Origin of the sequence: Acidovorax sp. 69, assembly GCF_002797445.1 — a bacterium.
Classification (GTDB): Bacteria; Pseudomonadota; Gammaproteobacteria; order Burkholderiales; family Burkholderiaceae_C; genus Acidovorax.
The window spans coordinates 2,463,526-2,485,660 of record NZ_PGEP01000001.1; the positions used below are offsets into that span (position 1 = coordinate 2,463,526).

Annotated in this window: 14 protein-coding genes; 6 read left to right on the forward strand and 8 right to left on the reverse strand. The window is 65.1% G+C overall.

What is annotated here, in order from left to right; all coding sequences use genetic code 11:
• Positions 1-159 precede the first annotated feature (159 nt).
• The 8 genes from CLU85_RS11305 to CLU85_RS11340 all read right to left on the reverse strand — a co-directional run bounded on the left by CLU85_RS11305 (position 160) and on the right by CLU85_RS11340 (position 9,021).
• The gene (locus tag CLU85_RS11305) at positions 160-627 is read right to left on the reverse strand and encodes a CopD family protein (RefSeq protein ID WP_100410345.1); all 468 of its coding nucleotides are present in this window, start codon (positions 625-627) and stop codon (positions 160-162) included.
• A 160-nt stretch (positions 628-787) separates the two neighbouring features.
• Positions 788-1,111: a hypothetical protein gene (locus CLU85_RS11310; protein WP_157803958.1), complete on the reverse strand. Its 324-nt coding sequence runs from the start codon at positions 1,109-1,111 to the stop codon at positions 788-790.
• Between the two features lie 27 nt (positions 1,112-1,138).
• A complete protein-coding gene (locus tag CLU85_RS11315) occupies positions 1,139-2,518 on the reverse strand; it encodes a diguanylate cyclase domain-containing protein (protein ID WP_100410347.1) in 1,380 nt (459 codons plus the stop codon).
• A 109-nt stretch (positions 2,519-2,627) separates the two neighbouring features.
• On the reverse strand, positions 2,628-3,488 hold the full coding sequence (locus CLU85_RS11320; protein ID WP_100410348.1) for an oxaloacetate decarboxylase: 861 nt from the start codon (positions 3,486-3,488) through the stop codon (positions 2,628-2,630).
• 74 nt (positions 3,489-3,562) lie between these two features.
• Positions 3,563-4,756, reverse strand: coding sequence for a 2-methylaconitate cis-trans isomerase PrpF (prpF, locus tag CLU85_RS11325; protein ID WP_100412491.1), 1,194 nt, complete (start codon positions 4,754-4,756; stop codon positions 3,563-3,565).
• Between the two features lie 10 nt (positions 4,757-4,766).
• On the reverse strand, positions 4,767-7,430 hold the full coding sequence (acnD, locus tag CLU85_RS11330; protein WP_100410349.1) for a Fe/S-dependent 2-methylisocitrate dehydratase AcnD: 2,664 nt from the start codon (positions 7,428-7,430) through the stop codon (positions 4,767-4,769).
• A 32-nt stretch (positions 7,431-7,462) separates the two neighbouring features.
• The gene (gene prpC / locus CLU85_RS11335) at positions 7,463-8,629 is read right to left on the reverse strand and encodes a 2-methylcitrate synthase (protein WP_100410350.1); all 1,167 of its coding nucleotides are present in this window, start codon (positions 8,627-8,629) and stop codon (positions 7,463-7,465) included.
• The gene (locus CLU85_RS11340) at positions 8,626-9,021 is read right to left on the reverse strand and encodes an acyl-CoA thioesterase (RefSeq protein ID WP_100410351.1); all 396 of its coding nucleotides are present in this window, start codon (positions 9,019-9,021) and stop codon (positions 8,626-8,628) included. The genes prpC and CLU85_RS11340 overlap by 4 nt, the downstream gene beginning before the upstream one ends.
• 124 nt (positions 9,022-9,145) lie before the next feature.
• Between CLU85_RS11340 and CLU85_RS11345 the strand changes: the two genes are divergently transcribed.
• The 6 genes from CLU85_RS11345 to ligA all read left to right on the forward strand — a co-directional run bounded on the left by CLU85_RS11345 (position 9,146) and on the right by ligA (position 22,133).
• Positions 9,146-10,612, forward strand: a complete 1,467-nt coding sequence (locus CLU85_RS11345; protein WP_100412492.1) for a short-chain fatty acyl-CoA regulator family protein — start codon at positions 9,146-9,148, stop codon at positions 10,610-10,612.
• Positions 10,613-10,835: 223 nt separating this feature from the next.
• Entirely contained in the window at positions 10,836-14,003 is a 3,168-nt protein-coding gene (locus CLU85_RS11350; RefSeq protein ID WP_100410352.1) for an EAL domain-containing protein, read from the forward strand.
• Positions 14,004-14,066: 63 nt separating this feature from the next.
• Positions 14,067-15,119 carry a diguanylate cyclase gene (locus tag CLU85_RS11355; RefSeq protein WP_100410353.1) on the forward strand — a complete coding sequence of 351 codons (1,053 nt, stop codon included), beginning with the start codon at positions 14,067-14,069 and terminating at the stop codon, positions 15,117-15,119.
• Between the two features lie 252 nt (positions 15,120-15,371).
• A complete protein-coding gene (gene smc / locus CLU85_RS11360) occupies positions 15,372-18,896 on the forward strand; it encodes a chromosome segregation protein SMC (RefSeq protein WP_100410354.1) in 3,525 nt (1,174 codons plus the stop codon).
• 22 nt (positions 18,897-18,918) lie between these two features.
• Positions 18,919-20,031, forward strand: coding sequence for a cell division protein FtsZ (locus CLU85_RS11365; protein ID WP_100410355.1), 1,113 nt, complete (start codon positions 18,919-18,921; stop codon positions 20,029-20,031).
• Positions 20,032-20,045: 14 nt separating this feature from the next.
• Positions 20,046-22,133, forward strand: a complete 2,088-nt coding sequence (ligA, locus tag CLU85_RS11370; protein WP_100410356.1) for an NAD-dependent DNA ligase LigA — start codon at positions 20,046-20,048, stop codon at positions 22,131-22,133.
• Positions 22,134-22,135: the final 2 nt, after the last annotated feature.

Sequence of the window (22,135 nt, forward strand, 5' to 3'; positions counted from 1 at the left end):
TGGGCCGCGATGTTACGTGGCGCTGCGGTAACCCGGTGTGCCCGGCTCCAAAGCACGCGGCAGCGCGAGGGTCGCGCCCAAGGGTTTCAAAAATAGGGTAGACCCTGCACTTGCCATGTGCCTGGGCGACCGAACGGCGCAGGGCCCAACGCCCAAGGCCTAGATCAGCAGCGTGACGACAACGATCACTACGCCCAGCGCCAGATTGACGCCCACCAGCGTGCGAATGCTGCCCAGCGCCTTGCCGCCAGCGGCCCAGTCCGACGCGGCCACCGCGCGCTGCAGGCGCTTGAACAGCGCAAACCGGATATGGCCAAACAGGGCCATCATCACCAGGCCCAGCGTGGCCATGATGGTCCAGTCCAGCGGCATGGCAAAGCTGCCACCCGCCTGCACGGTTTGCTTGGCCACGCGACCAATCATCCACAGCCCGCTGCCCAGCACCACCACCACCGCCACGCTCACTGCGGCAAAAAACCGCTGCAGCACCTCGTGCATCAGGCGCACGCGCTGCGGGGGCTCCAGCGACAGCGCAGCAGGGCGCAAGAAGAAATGGGCAAACACCATGCCGCCGATCCAGACAATGATGGACAGGACATGGACGAGTTGAAGTGCGTTGTAAAGCATGGGGATGCGGCGCTGGCGCCAGGGGCGCCCGCAGAACCGTGTTGTGGGGTGAAGGGTTGTGGGCGCATTGTGCCGCGACGCCCCCTGGCAACGTCTTTTGCGCCGATGTTGTACCCCTGCGGGGAGTGGGTGTGTTGAGGGGCTTGCGCTCAAAAGCCTGTCAGGCATCGCTGGTCGGATGGCTGCCAGCGCCCCGGGCAGCGCGCCACAGCGCTGGCACCACCCTGGCCAAGGCCAGCAGCCCCCATACCGTGAGGTAGCACCAGGCGGCGGGGCCCTCGCGGCCCATGCTCTCGATGCCGGTGCTGCGCTCCAGCCACGACCACAGGGGGTGCACAACGATGGTCAGAACGATGGCCACCGGCAAGGTGAGCGCAGCGGCCACCAGCCGCAGCAGCCCGCGCCTGGCGGATTTTCGCCATGCTGGCGTTGGCTGGGCGACGGCTGCCTCTGTGGCGGCCATGGGCGTTGTCGGGTCTTGCATGGGGCTGCAGCTTGCCGCGATGCGAAGCTATTGGGCCACGAAGCCTGGCTCGGACGGCTGCGTGGAGGCGGCCACACGCACCTGGTTGCCGCCATTTTTTTTGGACACATACATGGCTTCATCCGCATGGCCTAGCAGATGGTGTTCTTCACCCCCATGCTCTGGGTAGATGGCCACGCCGATGCTGGGCTGGATGTGCAGCCGAAGGCCTTCCAGATCAAACGGTTGACTGAAGGCGGCCAGGATCTTTTCGGCGGCCGCTGTCGCGTGCTCGCGCGCATGGCCCCCCTCCAGCAGCACCACAAACTCGTCCCCGCCCAACCGTGCCACGGTGTCTGAGCCGCGCACCGATTCAATCAGCCGCTGGGCCACCCGCTGCAGCAGCAGGTCGCCCATGGCATGGCCTAAGGTGTCGTTGACCTGCTTGAAGTCGTCCAGGTCGAGGAACAGCAGCGACAGCAGGCTCTGGTCGCGCCGGGCACGGGCCAGTGCGGTCTTGAGGCGGTCCAGAAACAGCTGGCGGTTGGGCAGGTGCGTGAGCTGGTCGTATTGCGCCATGTGCTCCAGGCGCTCGTGCATCTGTTTGCGCTCGATGGCAGAGGCCACCTGCGTGGACACGAACTGCAGCAGTTCCTTGTCCTTCTCGGTGTACCGGGCCTGCTCAGTGTCACTTTGCAGCACCAGTACGCCAATGGCCCCTTTTTGCGTCTGCAACGGCACGCCCAGCCAGTACAGCGGCATGCGCTGCTGGGGCGTGTGTGGGGGCAGGAGCGCTGCACGGGTCTCTGGGGTCAGCAGCAGGGTGCTGCCGCTGCGGATGACTTCGGCACACAGCCTGTCTTGCACCAGGGGTATGGGTGCCGGGGCGGGCGCATGGTCTCCGACGCGGTAGGGGAAGCTCAGCGAATCACTGTCTGCGTCGTACAGGGCCACCGCAAAGTTGGTGGCAGGCAGCAGCCGCCCGATGATCTGGTGGATGTGCTGAAACAGCGCCTGCAGGTTGTGGGTGGTGTGGGCGGCCTCCGAGATCGCATAGATCATCGCCTGCATCGATTCCGTGAACTTGCGTTCGGTGATGTCGTGGGCCACGGCCAGGCGCACCTGCTTGTCGGGAAGCCAGCGCGCGGTCCAGCGGATGTGGGCGATGGAGCCGTCTTTGCGCACATAGCGGTTTTCAAACTGCAACTGCAATGCGCCGGCCGTCACGCTTTGGGCTTGGCGCTGGGTGACGGCGAGGTCTTCGGGATGCACCATGTCGAGCATGCGCTTGCCGATGACCTCCTCGGGGGTGTAGCCGAAGATGCGTTCGAACGCCGGACTGACAAACACTATCGAGCTGTCTGTATTGACCACACAGACAGCGTCGAGCAACAGGTCCACCACGTTCAGGGAAAGAAGGCTTTGCATGGAGCAGCGCACAGGGTGCTTGGGAGGCCCATTGTGCCGTGCCCCGGTGGTTTGCGCGGGCTTGAATGCAAAAACGCGACGGGGATATACCCCCTTGGGTGATAAGTCCTCAGCCGTATTTTTGTTCGAGCAAGTCCCAGTCGGCTTTGCGCACCAGCCGCTGGCGCTCGGCAAACGGCGCCACCAGGGCCGGGTCTTCGTCTATGCGTTGCGTGTCGCGCAGCACGGTCAGAGCCTTTTGCATGCCCGCCACGGCGCCCTGCAGTGCCGCGTTGGCATACAGCACGATGCCATAGCCCAGCCCGGCCAGTTCTTCGGCGCTGGTGATGGGGGTTTTGCCGCCGATCACCATGTTCATCAATTGTGGTGCCGCCAGCCGCTGGGGCAGGGCGCGGATCTCTTCGGCAGTGGTGACCGCTTCGACAAACAAGAGGTCGGCGCCGGCCTCCTGAAAACGCTGGGCGCGTTCTACAGCCGCCTCAAAGCCCTGGGTGGCGCAGGCATCGGTGCGGGCCAGGATGAGGGTGTTGGGGTCGCGGCGCGCGTCCACGGCGGCCTTGATCTTGCCCAGCATTTCGTCGGTGGAGATGACCTCTTTGCCATTGAAATGCCCGCAGCGCTTGGGGCTGACCTGGTCTTCGAGCTGGATGCAGTCGGCGCCTGCACGCTCCAGAGTGCGCACCGCATGGTAGGTGTTGAGCGCATTGCCAAAGCCCGTGTCGGCATCGACGATGAGTGGCAGCTCCACTGCGTCGCGGATGCGGGCCGTGTGGTCGGCAATGTCGGTCAGGCCCATGAAGGCCTGGTCGGGCAGGCCAAACCACATATTGGTGACGCCTGCGCCGGTGACGTAAATCGCTTCAAACCCCAGGTCTGCCACCACGCGGGCGGAGAGGGCGTTGAAGGCACCGGGCACGATGACGCCACGGCGGGCCTGGGCCAGGGCCTTGAGTTGTTGTTTGGTATTCATGGGTGTCGAATCAATTCGCTATATTTTTGATAGCTTGCGACGCTTTGTGTATATGCGCTACAGACCAATTTTGTCTAAAAACTGTGCGCGGGAACACGCACCTGGCCTTCCATGAGGATGCGGGCGCTGCGGCTCATCAGGGCTTTGGTCACCGTCCACCGGCCATTGATCTGTGTGGCCTCGGCGCCCACGCGCAAAGTGCCCGACGGGTGGCCAAACCGGACTGCATGGCGCACGCCGCCGCCAGCCGCCAGGTTGACCAGCGTGCCCGGAATGGCCGCAGCGGTGCCGATGGCCACGGCCGCAGTGCCCATCATGGCGTGGTGCAACTGGCCCATGGACAGGGCGCGCACCAGCAGGTCCACGTCGCCCGCCTCAATGTGCCTGCCGCTGGAGGCCGTGTAGCCCGCCGGGGGGGCCACGAACGCGATCTTGGGGGTGTGCTGGCGGGTGGTGGCCTCGGCCAGGTTGCGGATCAGCCCCATCTTCAGGGCGCCGTGCGCCCGTATCGCCTCCAAGCGCGCGAGTGCCGCCGCATCGCCGTTGATGGCGCCCTGCAGTTCGGTGCCGGAGTAGCCCAGGTCGGCCGCGTTCAGAAAGAGGGTGGGGATGCCCGCGTTGATCAGCGTGGCGGCAAACGTCCCGACACCGGGCACCTCCAGCGTGTCCACCACGTTCCCGGTCGGGAACATCGATCCACCACCATCTCCTTCATCGGCGGGGTCGATGAACTCCAGCGCCACCTCGGCCGCCGCGAACGTCACGCCATCCAGCTCAAAGTCGCCCGTCTCCTGCACCTGCCCGTTGGCCATCGGCACATGCGCCACGATGGTTTTGCCAATATTGGCCTGCCAGATGCGCACGGTGGCATGGCCATTGAGCGGAATGCGCGCTGTGTCGACCAACCCCATGTGAATGGCGCAAGGCCCCACGGCGGCCGAGAGGTTGCCGCAGTTACCGCTCCAGTCCACGAACGGGCGGTCGATGGAGACCTGGCCGAACAGGTAGTCCACGTCATGCCCCGGCTGCGTGCTGCGGCTCAGGATCACGGCCTTGCTGGTGCTGGACGACGCACTGCCCATGCCGTCGATCTGCTTGCCATACGGGTCGGGGCTGCCCAGCACGCGCAGCAGCAGGGCGTCGCGTGCGGGGCCGGGCTGTTGAGCGGGGGCGGGCAGGTCTTGCAGCTGAAAGAAAACACCCTTGCTGGTGCCGCCGCGCAGGTAGGTAGCGGCAATTTTGATCTGTGGTGCCAACGCGTGGTTCATGGTGGTCATGTCAATTTTGATAGCTGCTTGTGCTTTCTAGATAAGCGCTGGAGCCTCTTTTTGTTTGTAAATGACGAGCCAGAAAGTCTTGCGCGAAGCGTTGCAGAACGCCGCCCGCTTCATACACCGAGACTTCCTCTGCCGTGTCGAGGCGACAGGTCATGGGGACCATGATCACGTCGCCATTCGTGCGGCGCACGCTGAGTGTGAGCGTGGTGCGCGGCTGCAGGTGGCCCGTTACGTCCAAGGTCTCGGTGCCGTTCAGACCCAACGTGTGGCGATTGGTGCCGGGTTCAAACTCCAGCGGCAGCACCCCCATGCCAATCAGGTTGGTGCGATGAATGCGCTCAAACCCCTCGGCTGCCACCACCTCCACGCCCGCCAGGCGCACACCCTTGGCAGCCCAGTCGCGGCTCGACCCTTGGCCGTAGTCCGCGCCCGCAATGATGATGAGCGGCTGGCGGCGGTTCAGATAGGTTTCCATCGCCTCCCACATGCGCATCACCTGGCCTTCGGGCTCCACCCGGGCGAGCGATCCCTTTTTCACCTGGCCATCCACCACGGCCATTTCGTTGACGAGCTGCGGGTTGGCAAACGTGGCGCGCATGGCGGTAAGGTGGTCTCCCCGGTGCGTGGCGTAGGAGTTGAAGTCTTCCTCGGGCACGCCCATCCGGGCCAGGTATTCGCCCGCTGCGCTGTCCAGCAGGATGGCGTTCGACGGCGAAAGGTGGTCGGTGGTGATGTTGTCGGGCAGGATCGCCAGGGGGCGCATGCCTTTCAAGGTGCGCGGGTGGGCGGCCAGCGCGCCGGTGCCTTCGGTGTCCCAATAGGGCGGGCGGCGGATGTAGGTGGACTGGGGGCGCCAGTCGTACTGCGGCGGCACGCGCTGGCCATCATCCGGCCGGATGGCGAACATCGGCTCGTACACGGCGCGGTACTGTGCGGGTTTCACGGCGGCCTTCACCACCGCGTCGATTTCTTCATCGCCAGGCCACAGGTCTTTGAGTCGAATCTTCTTGCCGCCAACGACCGCCAGCACATCCTTTTCGATGTCAAAACGCACCGTGCCTGCCATTGCATAGGCCACCACCAGCGGGGGCGATGCCAAAAACGCCTGCTTGGCATAGGGGTGGATGCGCCCGTCGAAATTGCGGTTGCCCGACAGCACGGCGGTCGCGACCAGGTCGCGGTCGATGATCTCCTGCTGGATGGCGGGGTCGAGCGCGCCACTCATCCCGTTGCAGGTGGTGCAGGCAAAGCCGACGATGCCAAAGCCCAGTGCTTCCAGATCGGCCAGCAGCCCCGCTTCCTTCAAATACAGCTCCACCGCCTTGGAGCCGGGCGCCAGCGACGTCTTCACCCAGGGCTTGCGCGTGAGGCCCAGCCGGTTGGCGTTGCGCGCCAACAGGGCGGCGGCGATCACGTTGCGCGGGTTGGAGGTGTTGGTGCAGCTGGTGATGGCGGCGATGACCACGGCACCGTCGGGCAGGGTGCCTTGTTCTGGCGTGGGCATGCTCCATGCACTGGCGATGCCTTTGGCGGCCAACTCGCTGGTGGCAACACGGGCATGGGGATTGGACGGCCCAGCCAGATTGCGAACCACGGTGGAAAGATCGAACACCAGGTTGCGCGCATAGACCGCGCTGTGGAGTGTGTCGGACCACAATCCCGCCGCTTTGGCATAGGTCTCGACCAGCTTCACGTGCGCCGCTTCCCGGCCTGTCAGCGTCAGATACTCCAGCGTTTGTTGATCGATGCTGAACAGCGCCGCCGTGGCGCCGTATTCGGGCGCCATGTTCGAGATGGTGGCGCGGTCGCCAATCGTGAGCTTGGCAGCGCCTTCGCCAAAAAACTCCAGGTAGGCACCCACCACCTTGGCCTTGCGCAAAAACTCGGTGAGCGCCAGCACCACATCGGTGGCGGTGATGCCGTCCTGGCGCTGGCCGGTCAGCTCCACGCCCACGATTTCGGGCAGCCGCATCATCGATGCGCGGCCCAGCATCACGTTCTCGGCCTCCAGGCCGCCCACGCCAATGGCGATCACGCCCAGCGCATCCACATGCGGGGTGTGGCTGTCGGTGCCCACGCAGGTGTCGGGGTAGGCCACACCCTCTTGCACTTGCACCACGGGCGACATTTTTTCCAGATTGATCTGGTGCATGATCCCGTTCCCCGCCGGGATCACATCCACGTTGGCAAAGGCCTTTTTCGTCCACTCGATGAAGTGGAAGCGGTCTTCATTGCGGCGGTCTTCGATGGCGCGGTTCTGGGCGAAGGCATCGGGGTCGAATCCGCCACATTCCACGGCCAGGGAATGGTCCACGATCAGCTGCACCGGCACGACAGGGTTCACCTGGGCCGGGTCGCCGCCCTCTTTGGCGATTGCATCGCGCAGGCCCGCCAGGTCCACCAGCGCCGTCTGGCCCAGGATGTCGTGGCACACCACACGCGCCGGGTACCAGGGGAAGTCGCGGTCACTGCGGCGCTCGACGAGCTGGCGCAGGCCATCGTGGACGGTGTCCGGGTCGGCGCGGCGCACGATGTTCTCGGCAAACACGCGGGCGGTGTAGGGCAGGGTGGCCCAGGCGGCGGGTTGCAGGGCTTCGACGGCGGCGCAGGCGTCGAAGTAGTCGAGCTGCGTGCCGGGCAGCTTCTTGCGGTACAGAGTGTTCATGAACGTGGGGCTGGGGCGTCTGGTGCCTTGTTTTACTTGCGGTCCTGGATCGGCACGAACGCCAGGTCTTCCGGCCCCGTGTAGTTCGCACTCGGCCGGATGATCTTGTTGTCGATGCGCTGCTCAATGATGTGCGCCGCCCAGCCGCTGGTGCGCGCAATCACAAACAAAGGCGTGAACATGGCGGTGGGCACACCCATCATGTGGTAGCTCACGGCGCTGAACCAGTCGAGGTTGGGGAACATTTTTTTCACCTCCCACATCACCGATTCCAGCCGCTCGGCAATGTCGAACATCTTGGTGCTGCCCGCCTCTTGCGACAGGCTGCGCGCCACGCCCTTGATGACCACGTTGCGCGGGTCGCTCACGGTGTAGACCGGGTGACCGAAGCCAATCACTACCTCTTTGGCCTCCACGCGGCCGCGGATGTCGGCCTCGGCGTCATCGGGGCTGTCATAGCGTTTCTGGATCTCGAAGGCCACCTCGTTCGCGCCGCCATGCTTGGGGCCGCGCAGCGCGCCGATGGCGCCGGTGATGGCCGAATACATGTCGCTGCCCGTGCCTGCCACCACGCGGGCGGTGAAGGTGCTGGCGTTGAACTCGTGCTCGGCATACAGGTTGAGCGAGGTGTGCATGGCACGCTCCCAGGCCGCGCTGGGTGGGGTGCCGTGCAGCAGGTGCAAAAAGTGTGCGCCAATGGAGTCGTCATCGGTCTCCACCTCGATGCGGCGGCCCGAACTGGCCCAGTGGTACCAGTACAGCAGCATGGAGCCCAGCGATGCCATGAGCCGGTCGGCAATGTCGCGCGCCCCGGGCAGGTTGTGGTCGTCCTTTTCGGGCAGCGCGCAGCCCAGGGCCGAGACCCCCGTGCGCATCACGTCCATGGGGTGGCTGGCGGCGGGCAGTTGTTCCAGCGCCTGCTTCACGCTCATGGGCAGGCCACGCAGGGCCTTGAGCTTGGCCTTGTAGGCGCGCAGTTCGGCGCGCGTGGGCAGCTTGCCGTGCACCAGCAGGTGGGCGATTTCTTCAAACTCGCAGACCTCGGCAATGTCGAGGATGTCGTAGCCCCGGTAATGCAGGTCGTTGCCCGTGCGGCCCACGGTACACAGGGCGGTGTTGCCTGCCGTGACGCCCGACAGGGCCACGGATTTCTTGGGCTTGAAGCCCGGGGTGTCTGCGCTGGAGGTGGTGGTGGTCATGCGGTCTCCTGGTTTACATAAGCATTGGTGATGGGTGCGGGGCGGCCCTTGCCATCCACCGCCACCATTTCAAAGACTCCCTTCAGTACCGCGTCCTGCGGCGAGCCCAGCGTGGCTGCAAGGCCCGTCACACACACAGTGAGCGAACTGTGGCCGATGCGGCTGACCCAGGCGCGCAGCGTGAGCACATGGCCTACGGGCACGGGGGCCAGAAAGCACACATCCGTCACGCCCGCCATCACCACGTCGCGCTGTGCGGCGCCGCGTGCGGCCAGAAACGCCGCCTTGGCCATGAGCTGCAGGGCGTTGCCGCCAAACAGCGTGCCGTAGTGGTTGGCCAGGGTTGGAAAGACGATGTCCGTCAGCTCTACGGTGCCATGAGGGGTTGTCATGCTTCGCAATTTACGCACAATGGCACCCCTCGGTAAGAGCTGAATTGGCGAATGATTGCGAATGGAAAACTCGCAATTTGCAAATTTTGCGAATGACGGTGGCAATCACCACTCCAAAGAAACAATGAAAAAAACCTTCATGGGCGTGCGCCTGCGCCGCCTGCGCGAAGAGCGCGGCATGACCCAGATTGCGCTGGCGCGGGCGCTCGACTTGTCGGCCAGCTACCTCAACCAGCTGGAGCAGAACCAGCGCCCGCTCACGGTGCCCGTGCTGCTCAAGATCAACGCCGTGTTCGGTGTGGATGTGCAGCGCTTTTCGGACGACGACGAGGCGCGACTCATTACCGGCTTGCGCGAGGCGCTGGCCGATCTGCCTGTTGGCGTGGGGGGAGGTGTGGGCGGGGAGGGTGATGCCGTGTCGCTGGCCGAGGTCCGCGAACTGGCTGCCGGCATGCCTGCTGTGGCGCGTGTTCTGCTCGCGTTGCACCAGCGCCATCGGCAGGCGCTGGAGCGGCTGGAGGCCCTGGGCAACGACCGAAATGGGGCAGGCGCGGTGTCGCACCACCCACCCATGGCCTACGAGGAAGTGCGCGATTTCTTTTTCGCGCGCCAGAACCACATTGCCGAGCTGGATGACGCTGCCGAGTTGTGCGCCGCCGACTGGGGGCTGTTGCCTGGCCGTGCCGACGAAGGGCTGGCACGGCGGCTACATCAGGCCCATGGCGTGCGCGTGGTGGACGTGGCCGATTTGCCGGGGCAGGCGCAGCGCGTGTTCCAGGCCGAGGCCGGGGTGCTGCAATTGTCGGCGGGGCTGGAGCGTGGGCAGCGCGCGTTCCAGATGGCAACACAGTTGGCGTTTCTGGAGCAGGGCGCTGAGTTGCGGCGCATTGCAGATGCTGCGGGCCTGTCGGGTGACCAGGCCAGAGCCTTGGCGCGCATTGGCCTGGCCAACTACTTTGCAGGTGCCCTGGTGTTGCCGTACACCGCCTTCCTGCGGGCGGCCGAAGCTGCTCACTATGACATCGACCGGCTGGGCCACCAGTTCGGCGTGGGCTTTGAGACGGTGTGCCACCGCCTGTCGACCTTGCAGCGCCCCACTGCACGCGGCGTGCCGTTCTTCTTCATCCGGGTGGACCGTGCGGGCAACATCAGCAAGCGCCAGTCGGCCACACACTTTCACTTCAGCAAGATCGGCGGCACCTGCCCGCTGTGGAACGTGTACGAGGCCTTTGCCCAGCCGGGCCGCACCGTGCCGCAGTTGGCGCGCATGCCCGATGGCCGCGCCTACCTGTGGGTGGCGCGCACCGTGTCGCGCAGCGGTGGCGGGTGGGGCGCGCCGGGCAAGGAATTCTCGGTGGCGCTGGGCTGCGACATTCGCCATGCACCGCAACTGGTGTACTCGCGCGGGCTGGACCTGGCCAGCCCGGAGGCCGCTGTGCCCATTGGTATGGGATGCAAGGTGTGCGAGCGCGATGCCTGCCCGCAGCGGGCATTCCCCCCCATCGGGCGGGCGCTGGATGTGAATGAAAACCACAGCCGCTTTGCGCCTTATCCTGTGGCGACCCTCCCTGCGGGTGGATCGAAACCGTGACCCATCAGTCATTAAATATGCTCATCATTTCATAGCTTGTCAGGCAGGATGCTGTTGCGCTGGAGGCACTTTTTTATTAAAAAGGCGGCAGTAACAAAATGTTGGTACCACGCGTGCGCGATTGCAGCTATCCTGCGCTCTTCCTCCACGGCCCGGCCGGACAACTGGCTGGCGATGCAAAGGCGCACTTCTGACTGCCCTGAGTTCCCCTTCCCCGGCTGATATGACACGGCAAGGCCGCTACCGGCACTGGTTGTCAGGCTTGGGTGTGGCTGCGCTGGGCCTTGCGCTGAGCCTCTGGTTGGGGTGGCGCCAGGCAGATTCGATGGCCCAGATCGAAGAAGCCCGTTTCACCCAGGAAGCGCGTGCATTTTCTGAAGCCCTCAGTCAGCGCATCGCTGGCCATACCGAAGTGGTCAATGGCCTGCGTGGCCTGTTTACCGCCAACCCGCGACTCTCCCGCCTGGACTTTGAGCGCGCCGCCAGTGAAATGGAGGTGGGCCAGCGCTACCCAGGCGTGCGCAACCTGTCGTTCACGCGCTGGGTGCCGGGTCCCGAGCGCGCGGCCTACGAGGCCCGCGTGCGGGCCGACAAATCGCTGTCTCCCGATGGATTCCCCGATTTCAAGATCCACCCGCCGGGCGAGCGGGCCGAATACTTTGTGGCCGAGTACCTGTGGCCCATGGTGGGCAACGAGAGTGTTCTGGGTCTAGACATCAGCGCGCAGCCCACCAACCTGGCGGCCATGCGCTACAGCCGCGACAGTGGCCAAACGGTGGTGTCCGCTCCGTTTGACCTGTTGCAGGAAGACAGGCACCGCGCAGGCATCGTTATTCGAGTGCCCGTGTTCGACCCGACGGCCGGCACGGCCGAGCTGCGTTTTCTGGGCGCTGTGGCGTCCACCATCCGGGTGTATGACCTGGTGCAGGGGTTGGGCAGCCAAGGCTTTCTCAATGGCATTGCGGTGGCCATGACTGACCAGGGGCCGGTGCGTGTTGATTCGGGCGACAACCGGGTGCGCCCTCTGCTGGAGCAGACTGCGCCCGGCGTGCCTGGCGCGTTGCCCCTGGTGCGCGACCTGGTGGTGCACGACCGTCGCTGGCAGCTGACCTTTCATCCCACGCGCTCGTTCCTTGCGCCGTCCGAGTCGCGCCTGCCTTTGCTGGCGGGACTGGCCGGGGCGCTGGTATCTCTGCTGCTGGCATCGACGGTGGGCCTGCTGGTGCGCCAGCGCACCACGGCGCTGGTGCGTGCCCAGGTGTCTGACGATGCGCGAAGCGAAAGCGAGGAGCGGTTTCGTGCCCTGTTCAACCAGGCCACGGTGGGCGTAGCCCAGGTGGACTCTGACACCGGTCAGTTTTTGCGCGTCAACCAGCGCTATGCCGCCATACTGGGTTACAGCGTGGAGGAGATGGTGGGCAAAACCTTCCAGAGCTTCACCCACCCGGACGATGTGGCGGTCGATTTTGCGCAGGCGCAGCGCCTCAGAACCGGCGAGCTTCCCGAGTACCGTCTCGAAAAACGCTACATCCACAAGGACGGGCACGAGGTCTGGGGCGATCTCACCGTGTCGTCCATGTGGACGTCGGGTTCGGCGCCCGGCCACCACATTGCGGTGGTGCAGGACATCACCTCGCGCAAACGCATGGAGGAAACCCTGCGCGCCAATGAGCAGCGCTTGCGCCTCATTCTGGAGCGCCTTCCCATGGGTCTGTGCCTGGTGCAGGACGACGGCCTCATCAGTTTTCGCAATGAACGCTATGTCCAGATCTGCGGCTATACGCAAGACGAAGTCCCGGATATCAAAACCTGGTGGCTGCGTGCCTACCCGGATACCCTTGAACGCGAAGCCATCCTGCAAAAACTGGCGGAGATCAAAAAGCAGGGCGTGATCCCCGCTGCCGAGTACACCATCACCTGCGCAGACGGCAAGCACAAGCCGGTGGAGATTTCCGGCATTTTTGTCGAGGGCGGGCGCCTCATCACCATGCAGGATCTCAGCCAGCACAAGGCTGCCGAGGAAGAAATCAACAACCTGGCCTACTACGACCCGCTCACCCGCCTGCCGAATCGGCGGCTGCTGATGGACCGGCTCCAGCAGGCGCTGGCCACCAGTGCACGCCACCAACGCAGCGGCGCCTTGCTGATGCTGGATCTGGACAATTTCAAGACCCTCAACGAGACCCGGGGCCATGACCGGGGCGATGCCCTTTTGCTGCAGGTGGCGCACCGTCTGCGCGGCTGCGTGCACGAGGATGACACCGTCGCCCGACAGGGGGGTGACGAGTTTGTGGTGGTGCTTGAAGACTTGGGGGGCAGCCCTGAGGAGGCGGCAGCGCGCGGCGAAGAGGTGGGCCAGCGCATCTTGTCGGTGCTGCGCGAGCCCTATCAACTCGATGGCGACGCCCATCACAGCTCGCTGAGCATGGGGGTGACCATCTTCAGCGGCATGCGCGAGACGGTGGATGAGCTGCTCAAACGCGCGGACCTGGCGCTGTACCAGGCCAAGGATGCGGGCCGTGACACCCTGCGCTTTTACGACCCCCAGATGCAGGCAGCCGTGAGCGCGCGGGCCACGCTGGAGCTGGACATGCGCGCTGGCCTGGCCCAGGGGCAGTTTGAGCTGTACTACCAGCCACAGATCGATCACGGCAGGATCACCGGTGCCGAAGCCTTGCTGCGCTGGCGCCACCCGCGCGATGGATTCATTTCACCCGCGCATTTCATCCCGCTGGCCGAGGAAACCGGGCTCATCCTGCCGCTGGGCGAATGGGTACTCCAGACCGCCTGCAAGCGCCTGGCCTCATGGGCGCTGCGGCCCGAGCTGGCCACGCTGAGCCTGGCCGTCAATGTGAGCCCCCGCCAGTTTCACCAGAGTGGTTTTGTGGCCCAGGTGCTGGCGTCCCTGGCGGGCTCCGGGGCCAATGGACACCAACTCAAGCTGGAAATGACCGAAAGCCTGCTGCTGGAGGACGTGGAAGACACCATCGACAAGATGGGCCAGCTCAAGGGCTATGGCGTGGGCTTTTCGCTCGACGACTTCGGTACCGGCTATTCATCGTTGTCCTACCTTAAACGCCTGCCGCTCGATCAGCTCAAGATCGACCAGAGTTTTGTGCGCGATGTGCTGACAGACCCCAACGATGCGGCCATTGCCCGCACGGTGGTGGCTTTGGGCACCAGCCTGGGCCTGCGTGTGATTGCCGAGGGGGTAGAGACTGCCGCGCAACTCGAATTCCTGGAGCGCCACCATTGCCACGCCTGGCAGGGCTATCTGCTGAGCCCGCCCGTGCCGGTGGCCGAGTTTGAGGAACTGGTGCGACGAACGAATGGCAGCGCTCCAGCCGCCACAGCGGGCGTTGTTCCGAGCGCCTCGCCGCCCGACCCATGAAGCCCTTTCTCCTCAAGGACTTGTGGTGCGGCCTATCATGCCTGCGCCCTTCATTGCTCCTCCATGTTCTTCAAGAAACCTCCAACGCTCGCCCCCGAGGGTTTTGACCCACAACGGGAAAGGTCGGTCATTGCCGAGATGCTGCTCAGGCGCTCTGCCAAACTGATCCTTGGGCGCAGTGAGCTGGAGATCATTCGCGGCGTGTGCCAGGCCATCGTCGATGTGACGCCCCATGTCCGCCTCGCCTGGACCTGGTTTGGCCCCTCCGATACGCAGACCATCCGCCCGCAGGTGTACGCCGGTCCGGCGGCGGCTTATGCAGAAACGCTGCAGATCGAGCGCAATCTTCTGACGCAACTGGGCCCTGCCTTTGCCACCCTGGAAGGCAAGTCCGTTGGGTCTTTCACAGTGTCCCCGTTGTCGCCGTTTGGCCCTTGGCGCGACGCGGCCCGACACCACGGCATCCGCCATGTGCTGGCCCTGCCGATTGCGTCCACCTTCAATGGCTACAGCGGCATCTTTGTGCTGTACGCCGACCGGGACGGATATTTCGATGAAGTGGGTGTCAGCCTGTTTGCTGGCCTGGCGGAGCTGTTTGGTTCGCTCATGACAGTGGCTGCCGAGCGCCAGGAGTTGCAGCGCGCCGCCTACCACGACGCGCTCACAGGCCTGCTCAACCGACATGCCGTGGATTTGATCGACCGTCGTGTGTACCGCGCGTCTTTGTTCGAGCCGGTTTCGTCCATCCTGTTGCTGGACCTTGACCATTTCAAGAACATCAATGACCGCCATGGCCATGATGCGGGTGACAAGGTCCTGCAGGCCGTGGCACGGGTACTGAACGACACGCTGCGGCGGGGCGATGAGATCATCCGCTGGGGTGGTGAGGAATTTCTGGTTTGCCTGCCACAGACCGCGCTGCCCGACGCCCTGAAGGTGGCCGAAAAATTGCGCCGGGCGGTCGAGGGCGTCACTGATCCTGCGCCGCTCACGGTGTCTATTGGCGCCAGCGAGATTCCCACCTTGCAGCACTTGGCCCAAGCTGTCGCCCGGGCCGACCAGGCCTTGCTCCGGGCGAAGGCGGGTGGTCGTAACCAGGTGTGTGTGCTGCACTGAGGCGGGGGCGATTGGCAAGCAAAATTCATAGCAACCAGGGAACGGCCAACAAGCGCCTGGGCCGGTTTTTGGGGTGTATTGAGCCCGCTGCTGGCGCATTTGCCCACAGGCCCCGTGGCCGCCCGGGGTGCCGGCAGGCGGCGCGGTATCATTCCTGCCTTGCCGCAGCCCGCGTGTTTCTTGCCCGCAATGCCCTTGCGGCGTCACTTTGTGCCCTGCGCATCCTGTCCATTTTTGACCGCCCTCTGACCCGTGCGTCTTACCTCGATCAAGCTTTCCGGTTTCAAGTCATTCGCTGAACCCACCAACTTCATGCTGCCCGGGCAACTGGTTGGCGTGGTGGGCCCGAACGGCTGCGGCAAGTCGAACATCATGGATGCGGTGCGTTGGGTGCTGGGCGAGAGCAAGGCCAGCGAGCTGCGTGGCGAGAGCATGCAGGACGTGATCTTCAGCGGCACCACCACGCGCAAGCAGGCCAGCCGCGCCAGCGTGGAGCTGGTGTTCGACAACTCCGACCACCGCGCAGGCGGCCAGTGGGGCCAGTACGGCGAGGTGGCGGTGCGTCGCGTGCTCACGCGCGACGGCACCAGCAGCTATTACCTGAACAACCAGCCCGTGCGCCGCCGCGACGTGCAGGACGTGTTCCTGGGCACGGGCCTGGGCCCTCGGGCCTACGCCATCATCGGCCAGGGCACCATCAGCCGCATCATCGAAAGCCGCCCCGAGGAACTGCGCCTGTTCCTCGAAGAGGCTGCAGGTGTTTCCAAATACAAAGAGCGCCGCCGCGAGACCGAAAACCGCCTGTCGGACACGCGCGAGAACCTCACGCGGGTCGAAGACATCCTGCGCGAGCTGAATGCCAACCTCGAAAAGCTCGAAAAGCAGGCCGAGGTCGCCGCCAAATACAACACGCTGCAGGCCGACGCCACGCTCAAGCAGCACCAGCAGTGGTTTTTGAAGCGCGCCGAAGCCGAAGAGCAGCAGACGAAAGTGCGCCTGGATGGCCTGCAGGCCGTGAACGACCTCGAATCCCGCATGGCCGACCTGCGCGCCGTGGAGTCCGACCTCGAAACCATCCGCCAGGCCCATTACGCTGCGGGCGACCACGTCAACCAGGCCCAGGGCAAGCTGTATGAAGCCACGGCCGAGGTCGGCAAGCTTGAAGCCGAGATCCGCTACGTGATCGAGGGCCGCCAGCGCGTGGAACAGCGCCTGGTCACCCTGGCCGAACAAATTGCACAGTGGCAGTCCCGCGAGGAAGAGGCCGACATCGAACTGGAAAACCTCGCCGGTGCCGGGGTGGACGCCGAAGAGCGTGCAGAAATGCTGGCCGCCCAGGTGGAAGAGCAGGCCATGCTGCTGCCCGACCTGGAAGACGCCCTGCGCCAGGCGCAAAGCCGCACGTCCGAGCAGCGCAGCACCGTGGTGCAGGTGCAGCAGCAGATTGGCGTGCTGGCCGCCGAGCAGCGCAGTTTTGATGAACAAAGCCGCCAGCTGGACAGCCGCTTTGAGCGCCTGCGCACCGACCGCAACGCGCTGGCTGCGCCCGACGAAGCGCGCCTCGACAACCTGCGCGAACAGTTGGCCGAAGCCCAGGAGATCGCCGAAACCACCCAGGCCCGACTGCACGAGCTGCAAGAGTCGGTGCCCCAGCTCGACGACGACCGCCGCACCCGCCAGCAGGCCGTGAACACCGAAAGCGCCCGCCAGGCCGACCTGTCGGCGCGCATGGAGGCGCTCAAGGCGCTGCAGGAAAAGGTCAAGACCGACGGCAAACTGCGGCCATGGTTGGCTAAGCATGGACTCGACGGCCTGCAAGGCCTGTGGAGCCGCATTCACATCGAGCCCGGCTGGGAAAACGCGCTGGAAGCCGCGCTGCGCGAGCGCCTGGCCGCGCTCGAAGTCGGGCGCCTGGACATGGTGCGCGGCTTTCTGGGCTCCGGCGGCAACGATGCGCCCCCGGCGCGGCTGGCCTTCTATAGCGCCCCGTCCGCAGGTCTGCCAGAGACTCCATCACCACATGCCCGCCTGTCCGACCTCCTGCGCCTGAATGACGCGGGTTTGCGCGCCGTGCTGGTCGACTGGCTGCAGGGCTGCACTACCGCGCCCACGCTGGACGAAGCCCTAGCCCGCCGCAGCACGCTGCAGCCGGGCGAGATGGTGTTTGTGCCCTCGGGCCATGCCGTCAGCGCGCACAGCGTGAGTTTTTACGCGCAGGATTCCGAGCAGTCCGGCATGCTGGCACGCGCACAAGAGATTGAGCACCTTGAAAAAGAACTGCGCGCGCAGGCATTGATCGCAGAGGAATCGCGCAGCGCCCTGGTCCGTGCCGAGGCCGCATACGCAGATGCCTCGCAGCGCCTGGTGTCTGCCCGCCGCGAGGCCACCGAGTCGCAAAGCCGCGCCCACGAGTTGCAGGTCGAAACCCTGCGCCTCACCCAACTGGCCGAGCAGACGCGCGCGCGCAGCCAACAAATTGACGGCGACCTGGCCGAGGTGGAGGCCCAACTGGCCGACCTGCAGGAGCGCCGCGTGTCCGCCGAAGCGCGGTTTGAAGAACTGGACATGCAACTGGCCGACAGCCAGGAGCGCGAAGCACAACTGGGCGACAAGGTGATCGAAGCCGAGCGCAAGCTCACGGCCTGCCGCGAGCAGCAACGCACGCTGGAGCGCCAGGCGCAAGAGGCCACCTTTTCGCAGCGCAGCGTGGAGGCGCGTCGCGGCGAATTGAACCGCTCCATCGAAACCGCCACGCAGCAGGCCACGGCCCTTGCCGACGAACAACAGCGCGCCCGCGACGAACTCGCCCGCCTGTCTGACGCCGCCGCGCAAGGCGGCCTACAGCAGGCGCTGGACGTGAAAATGGAGCGCGAAAAGGCCCTGGGCGCCCAGCGCAGCGAATACGACGACCTGACCACCAAGCTGCGCGCCAGCGACGAGCGCCGCATGCAGCTCGAACGCGCGCTCGATCCGCTTCGCGCACGCATCACCGAATTCCAGCTCAAGGAACAGGCCGCGCGCCTGGGCCTGGAGCAATACACCACCTTGCTGGCCGACAACCAGGCCGACCTGGAAGCCGTGGCCCAGTCGATTGCCGACGGCAATGTGCGCGTGGGCGGCCTGCAAAGCGAGATCGATCGCCTGCACCGCGAAATCGCCGCGCTGGGCGCTGTGAACCTGGCCGCGCTGGATGAGCTCAAGCTCGCCAGCGAACGCAAGGTCTTCCTTGATGCGCAGACCGCCGACCTGACCGAGGCCATGAACACGCTGGAAGACGCGATCCGCAAGATCGACGGCGAAACGCGCCAGCTGCTGTCGGGCACGTTTGACACCGTCAACGGCCATTTCGGGCGCATGTTCCCCGAGCTGTTCGGCGGCGGTCAGGCCAAGCTCATCATCACGGGCGACGAAATTCTGGATTCTGGCGTGCAGGTGATGGCGCAGCCACCCGGCAAGAAGAACCAGACCATCCACCTGCTGTCGGGTGGCGAGAAGGCGCTCACGGCGATCGCGCTGGTGTTCGCCATCTTCCAGCTCAACCCTGCACCCTTTTGCCTGCTGGACGAAGTGGACGCGCCGCTGGACGACGCCAACACCGAGCGCTATGCCAAGCTGGTGTCCAGCATGAGCAAGAGCACGCAGTTTTTGTTCATCAGCCACAACAAGATCGCCATGGAGATGGCCGAGCAACTGATCGGCGTGACCATGCAGGAGCAGGGCGTCTCGCGCATCGTGGCGGTGGACATGGAGTCCGCCTTGTCCATGGCCGACGCCTGAAACCCCCCAACTTTCTGAACCCATGAGCACATTGCAACTGAGTCTGGCCGTCATTGGCGGTCTGGTGTTGGCCCTCATCGTGGCCTACAACACCTGGACCTCGCGCCGCAATGCACCCAAGCGTGCGTTGCCGACTGAGCATGACCACGCGGCTGAGCCCGCACAGCGCCTGGAGCCCGGTTTTGATGGGAGCACGGGGAACCTGACGTCCAACGAGTTCCATGGCCTGGACCGGGGGCCAGAGCCCTCGGAGCATGCGGTGGATGTGGACGACGCCCTGCAGTTGCCTGTGCCGCCATTTTCGATGGAGCGCCGCCCAGGCCTGGACCCATTGATCGACGTGATCGCCCCTCTGCAGCCCGAGCATGTGGTGTCGGGGGATGCCGCGCTGGCTGCGCTGCCCCCCACGCGCCGCGCAGGCAGCAAGCCCTTTGCCATTGAAGGCCTGAACGAGGCCACCCAGCAGTGGGAGACCCCCGCACCCGGCCAGCGCTACCAGAGCTTTCAGGCCGGCGTGCAACTGGCCAACCGCATGGGCGCGCTCAACGAGATCGAGTTCTCCGAGTTCGTCGTCAAAGCCCAGGCTTTTGCCGACGCCATCAACGCCGCCCCCGATTTTCCCGACATGCTGCAAGAAGTGGCCCGCGCCCGGGAGCTGGACCAGTTTGCCAGCGACCACGACGCCCAGCTCATGTTCATGCTGCGCGCCCGCCAAGCCGCATGGAGCCCCGGCTACGTGCAGCAAAACGCCGCCCGCCTGGGGCTGGTGCCCGGCGCCATGCCCGGCCGCCTGGTGCTGCCCGCCAGCACCCAGGGCCTGCCGCCTTTGCTCATGCTGGGCTATGACACCCAGGCCGCGCTGGCCGAAGACCCGGACCAGTCCGCCATCCGCGACGTCACCCTGAGCCTCGACGTGTCCCAGGTGCACCGCGTCGAGCAGCCCTTTGCCCGCCTGCGCGACGTGGGTGCTGCGCTGTGCGAAGCCATGGACGGCGTGTTGTGCGACCAGAACGGCCAGCCGCTGCCCGCCATGGCCATGGACCCGATTGCCGCCGACCTGGAGCTGCTGTATGACCAGCTCGATGGGCGGGATCTTTCGGCAGGCTCCGTATTGGCGCGGCGCCTGTTCAGCTGAGCGTTGGTGCGGTCATGACCGAGAGTTTGGACCTTTTTTCGGCCCCTGCGCCCGTGGATAAAGCGCAACCAGCTATCAAAATCAAAGCGCTGCGCGACCAGCTGAACCACTGGGCGCACCAGTATTACGTGCTGGACGAACCCACGGTGCCCGACGCCGAATACGACCGCGTGTTCCGTGAATTGCAGGCGCTGGAGGCCGCGCACCCCGGCCTGGTCACCCCTGATTCGCCCACACAACGTGTGATTGGCGCGGTGATGGAGGGCTTGGCATCGGTGCGCCACGTGGTGCCCATGCTCAGCATCCACACCGAGACCGACACCGAGGCCACGGGCGCCCAGGCGTTCGATGCCCGTGTGCGGCGTGAACTGGGTCTGTCGGATGCCGACCCCGCGATCGAATATGTGGCCGAGCCCAAGTTCGACGGGCTGGCCATGAGCCTGCGCTACGAAAACGGCCGCCTGGTGCAGGCCGCCACGCGCGGCGATGGCGAGGTGGGCGAGGACGTGACGCACAACATCCGCACCATCCGGCAGATTCCACTGACTTTGCCTCAGGGCGTGCCCCCGTTGCTCGAAGTGCGTGGCGAGGTCTACATGCGCCGAGCCGACTTTGATGCGCTCAACGAGCGCCAGCGGGAGCAGGGCGGCAAGACTTTTGTGAACCCGCGCAATGCCGCCGCAGGTGCCGTGCGCCAACTCGACTCCAGCATCACCGCCCAGCGCCCCCTGAGCTTTTTTGCCTATGGCCTGGGCGCCATCACCTTGCCTTCTGACGGTGGCCCGGTGTTCCGCACGCACTACGAAATGCTGCAAACCCTCAAATCATGGGGTTTTCCGGTCGCAGCGCAGGTGCAGATTGCGGTGGGTGCTGCGGAATTGGTAGCGTTTCACCAGCAGGTGGGCGCCAGCCGTGACGCGCTGCCTTACGACATTGATGGCGTGGTCTACAAGGTCAACGCGCTGCAGCTGCAGCGCGACCTGGGCTTCAAGACGCGCGAGCCGCGCTGGGCCGTGGCCCACAAATACCCCGCGCAAGAGATGGCCACCAAGATCGAGGGCATCGACGTGCAGGTGGGCCGCACCGGCAAACTCACGCCCGTGGCGCGTCTGGCACCGGTCTTCGTGGGCGGGGTGACGGTGACCAACGCCACGCTGCACAACCTGTTCGAGATTCGCAAGAAGGGGGTGCGCTTTGGCGATACTGTCATCGTGCGCCGCGCAGGCGATGTCATTCCCGAAGTGGTCGGCGTGATGCCAGGCAACCGCACGGGGTATGTGCCCAACTTCCAGATGCCCAAAGCCTGCCCCGTGTGTGGCAGCGACGTAGTGCGCGAAAAAGGCGAAGCCAACCACCGCTGCACCGGCGGCCTGTTCTGCGCCGCGCAGCGCAAGGAGGCCATCCTGCACTTTGCCGCACGCCGCGCCATGGACATCGAGGGCCTGGGTGACAAGCTGGTGGATCAGTTGGTGGACGCGAACGTGATCCGCACGCTGCCCGATCTGTACCGGCTGGGTCTGACCTCGCTCATTGCGCTGGAGCGCATGGCCGAGAAATCCGCCCAGAACGTGCTGGCCGCGCTGGAAAAATCCAAGCAGACCACCTTGCCGCGATTCCTGTTCGGCCTGGGCCTGCGCCATGTGGGCGAGGCCACGGCCAAAGACCTTGCCAAACACTTTGGCACGCTGGACGCCATCATGGACGCCAGCGTGGAGCAGCTGCTGGAGGTGAACGATGTGGGCCCCGTGGTCGCCCAAAGCCTGCACACATTCTTTGCGCAGCCGCACAACCGCGAAGTGGTGGAGCAGCTGCGTGCCTGCGGCGTGACCTGGCCCGAAGGCGCCCCGGCCGAACGGGCTCCGCAGATCCTTGCAGGCAAGACCGTGGTGCTGACGGGGACCCTGCCCACGCTGAGCCGCGATGCAGCCAAAGACCTGCTCGAAGCCGCAGGCGCCAAAGTGGCCGGGTCAGTCAGCAAAAAAACCAGCTATGTGGTGGCCGGCGAGGAGGCCGGCAGCAAGCTGGCCAAGGCCGAGGAGCTGGGCGTGCCGGTACTCGACGAGGCGGGCATGCTGGAACTGTTGTCGGGTTCGGGTATCTGATG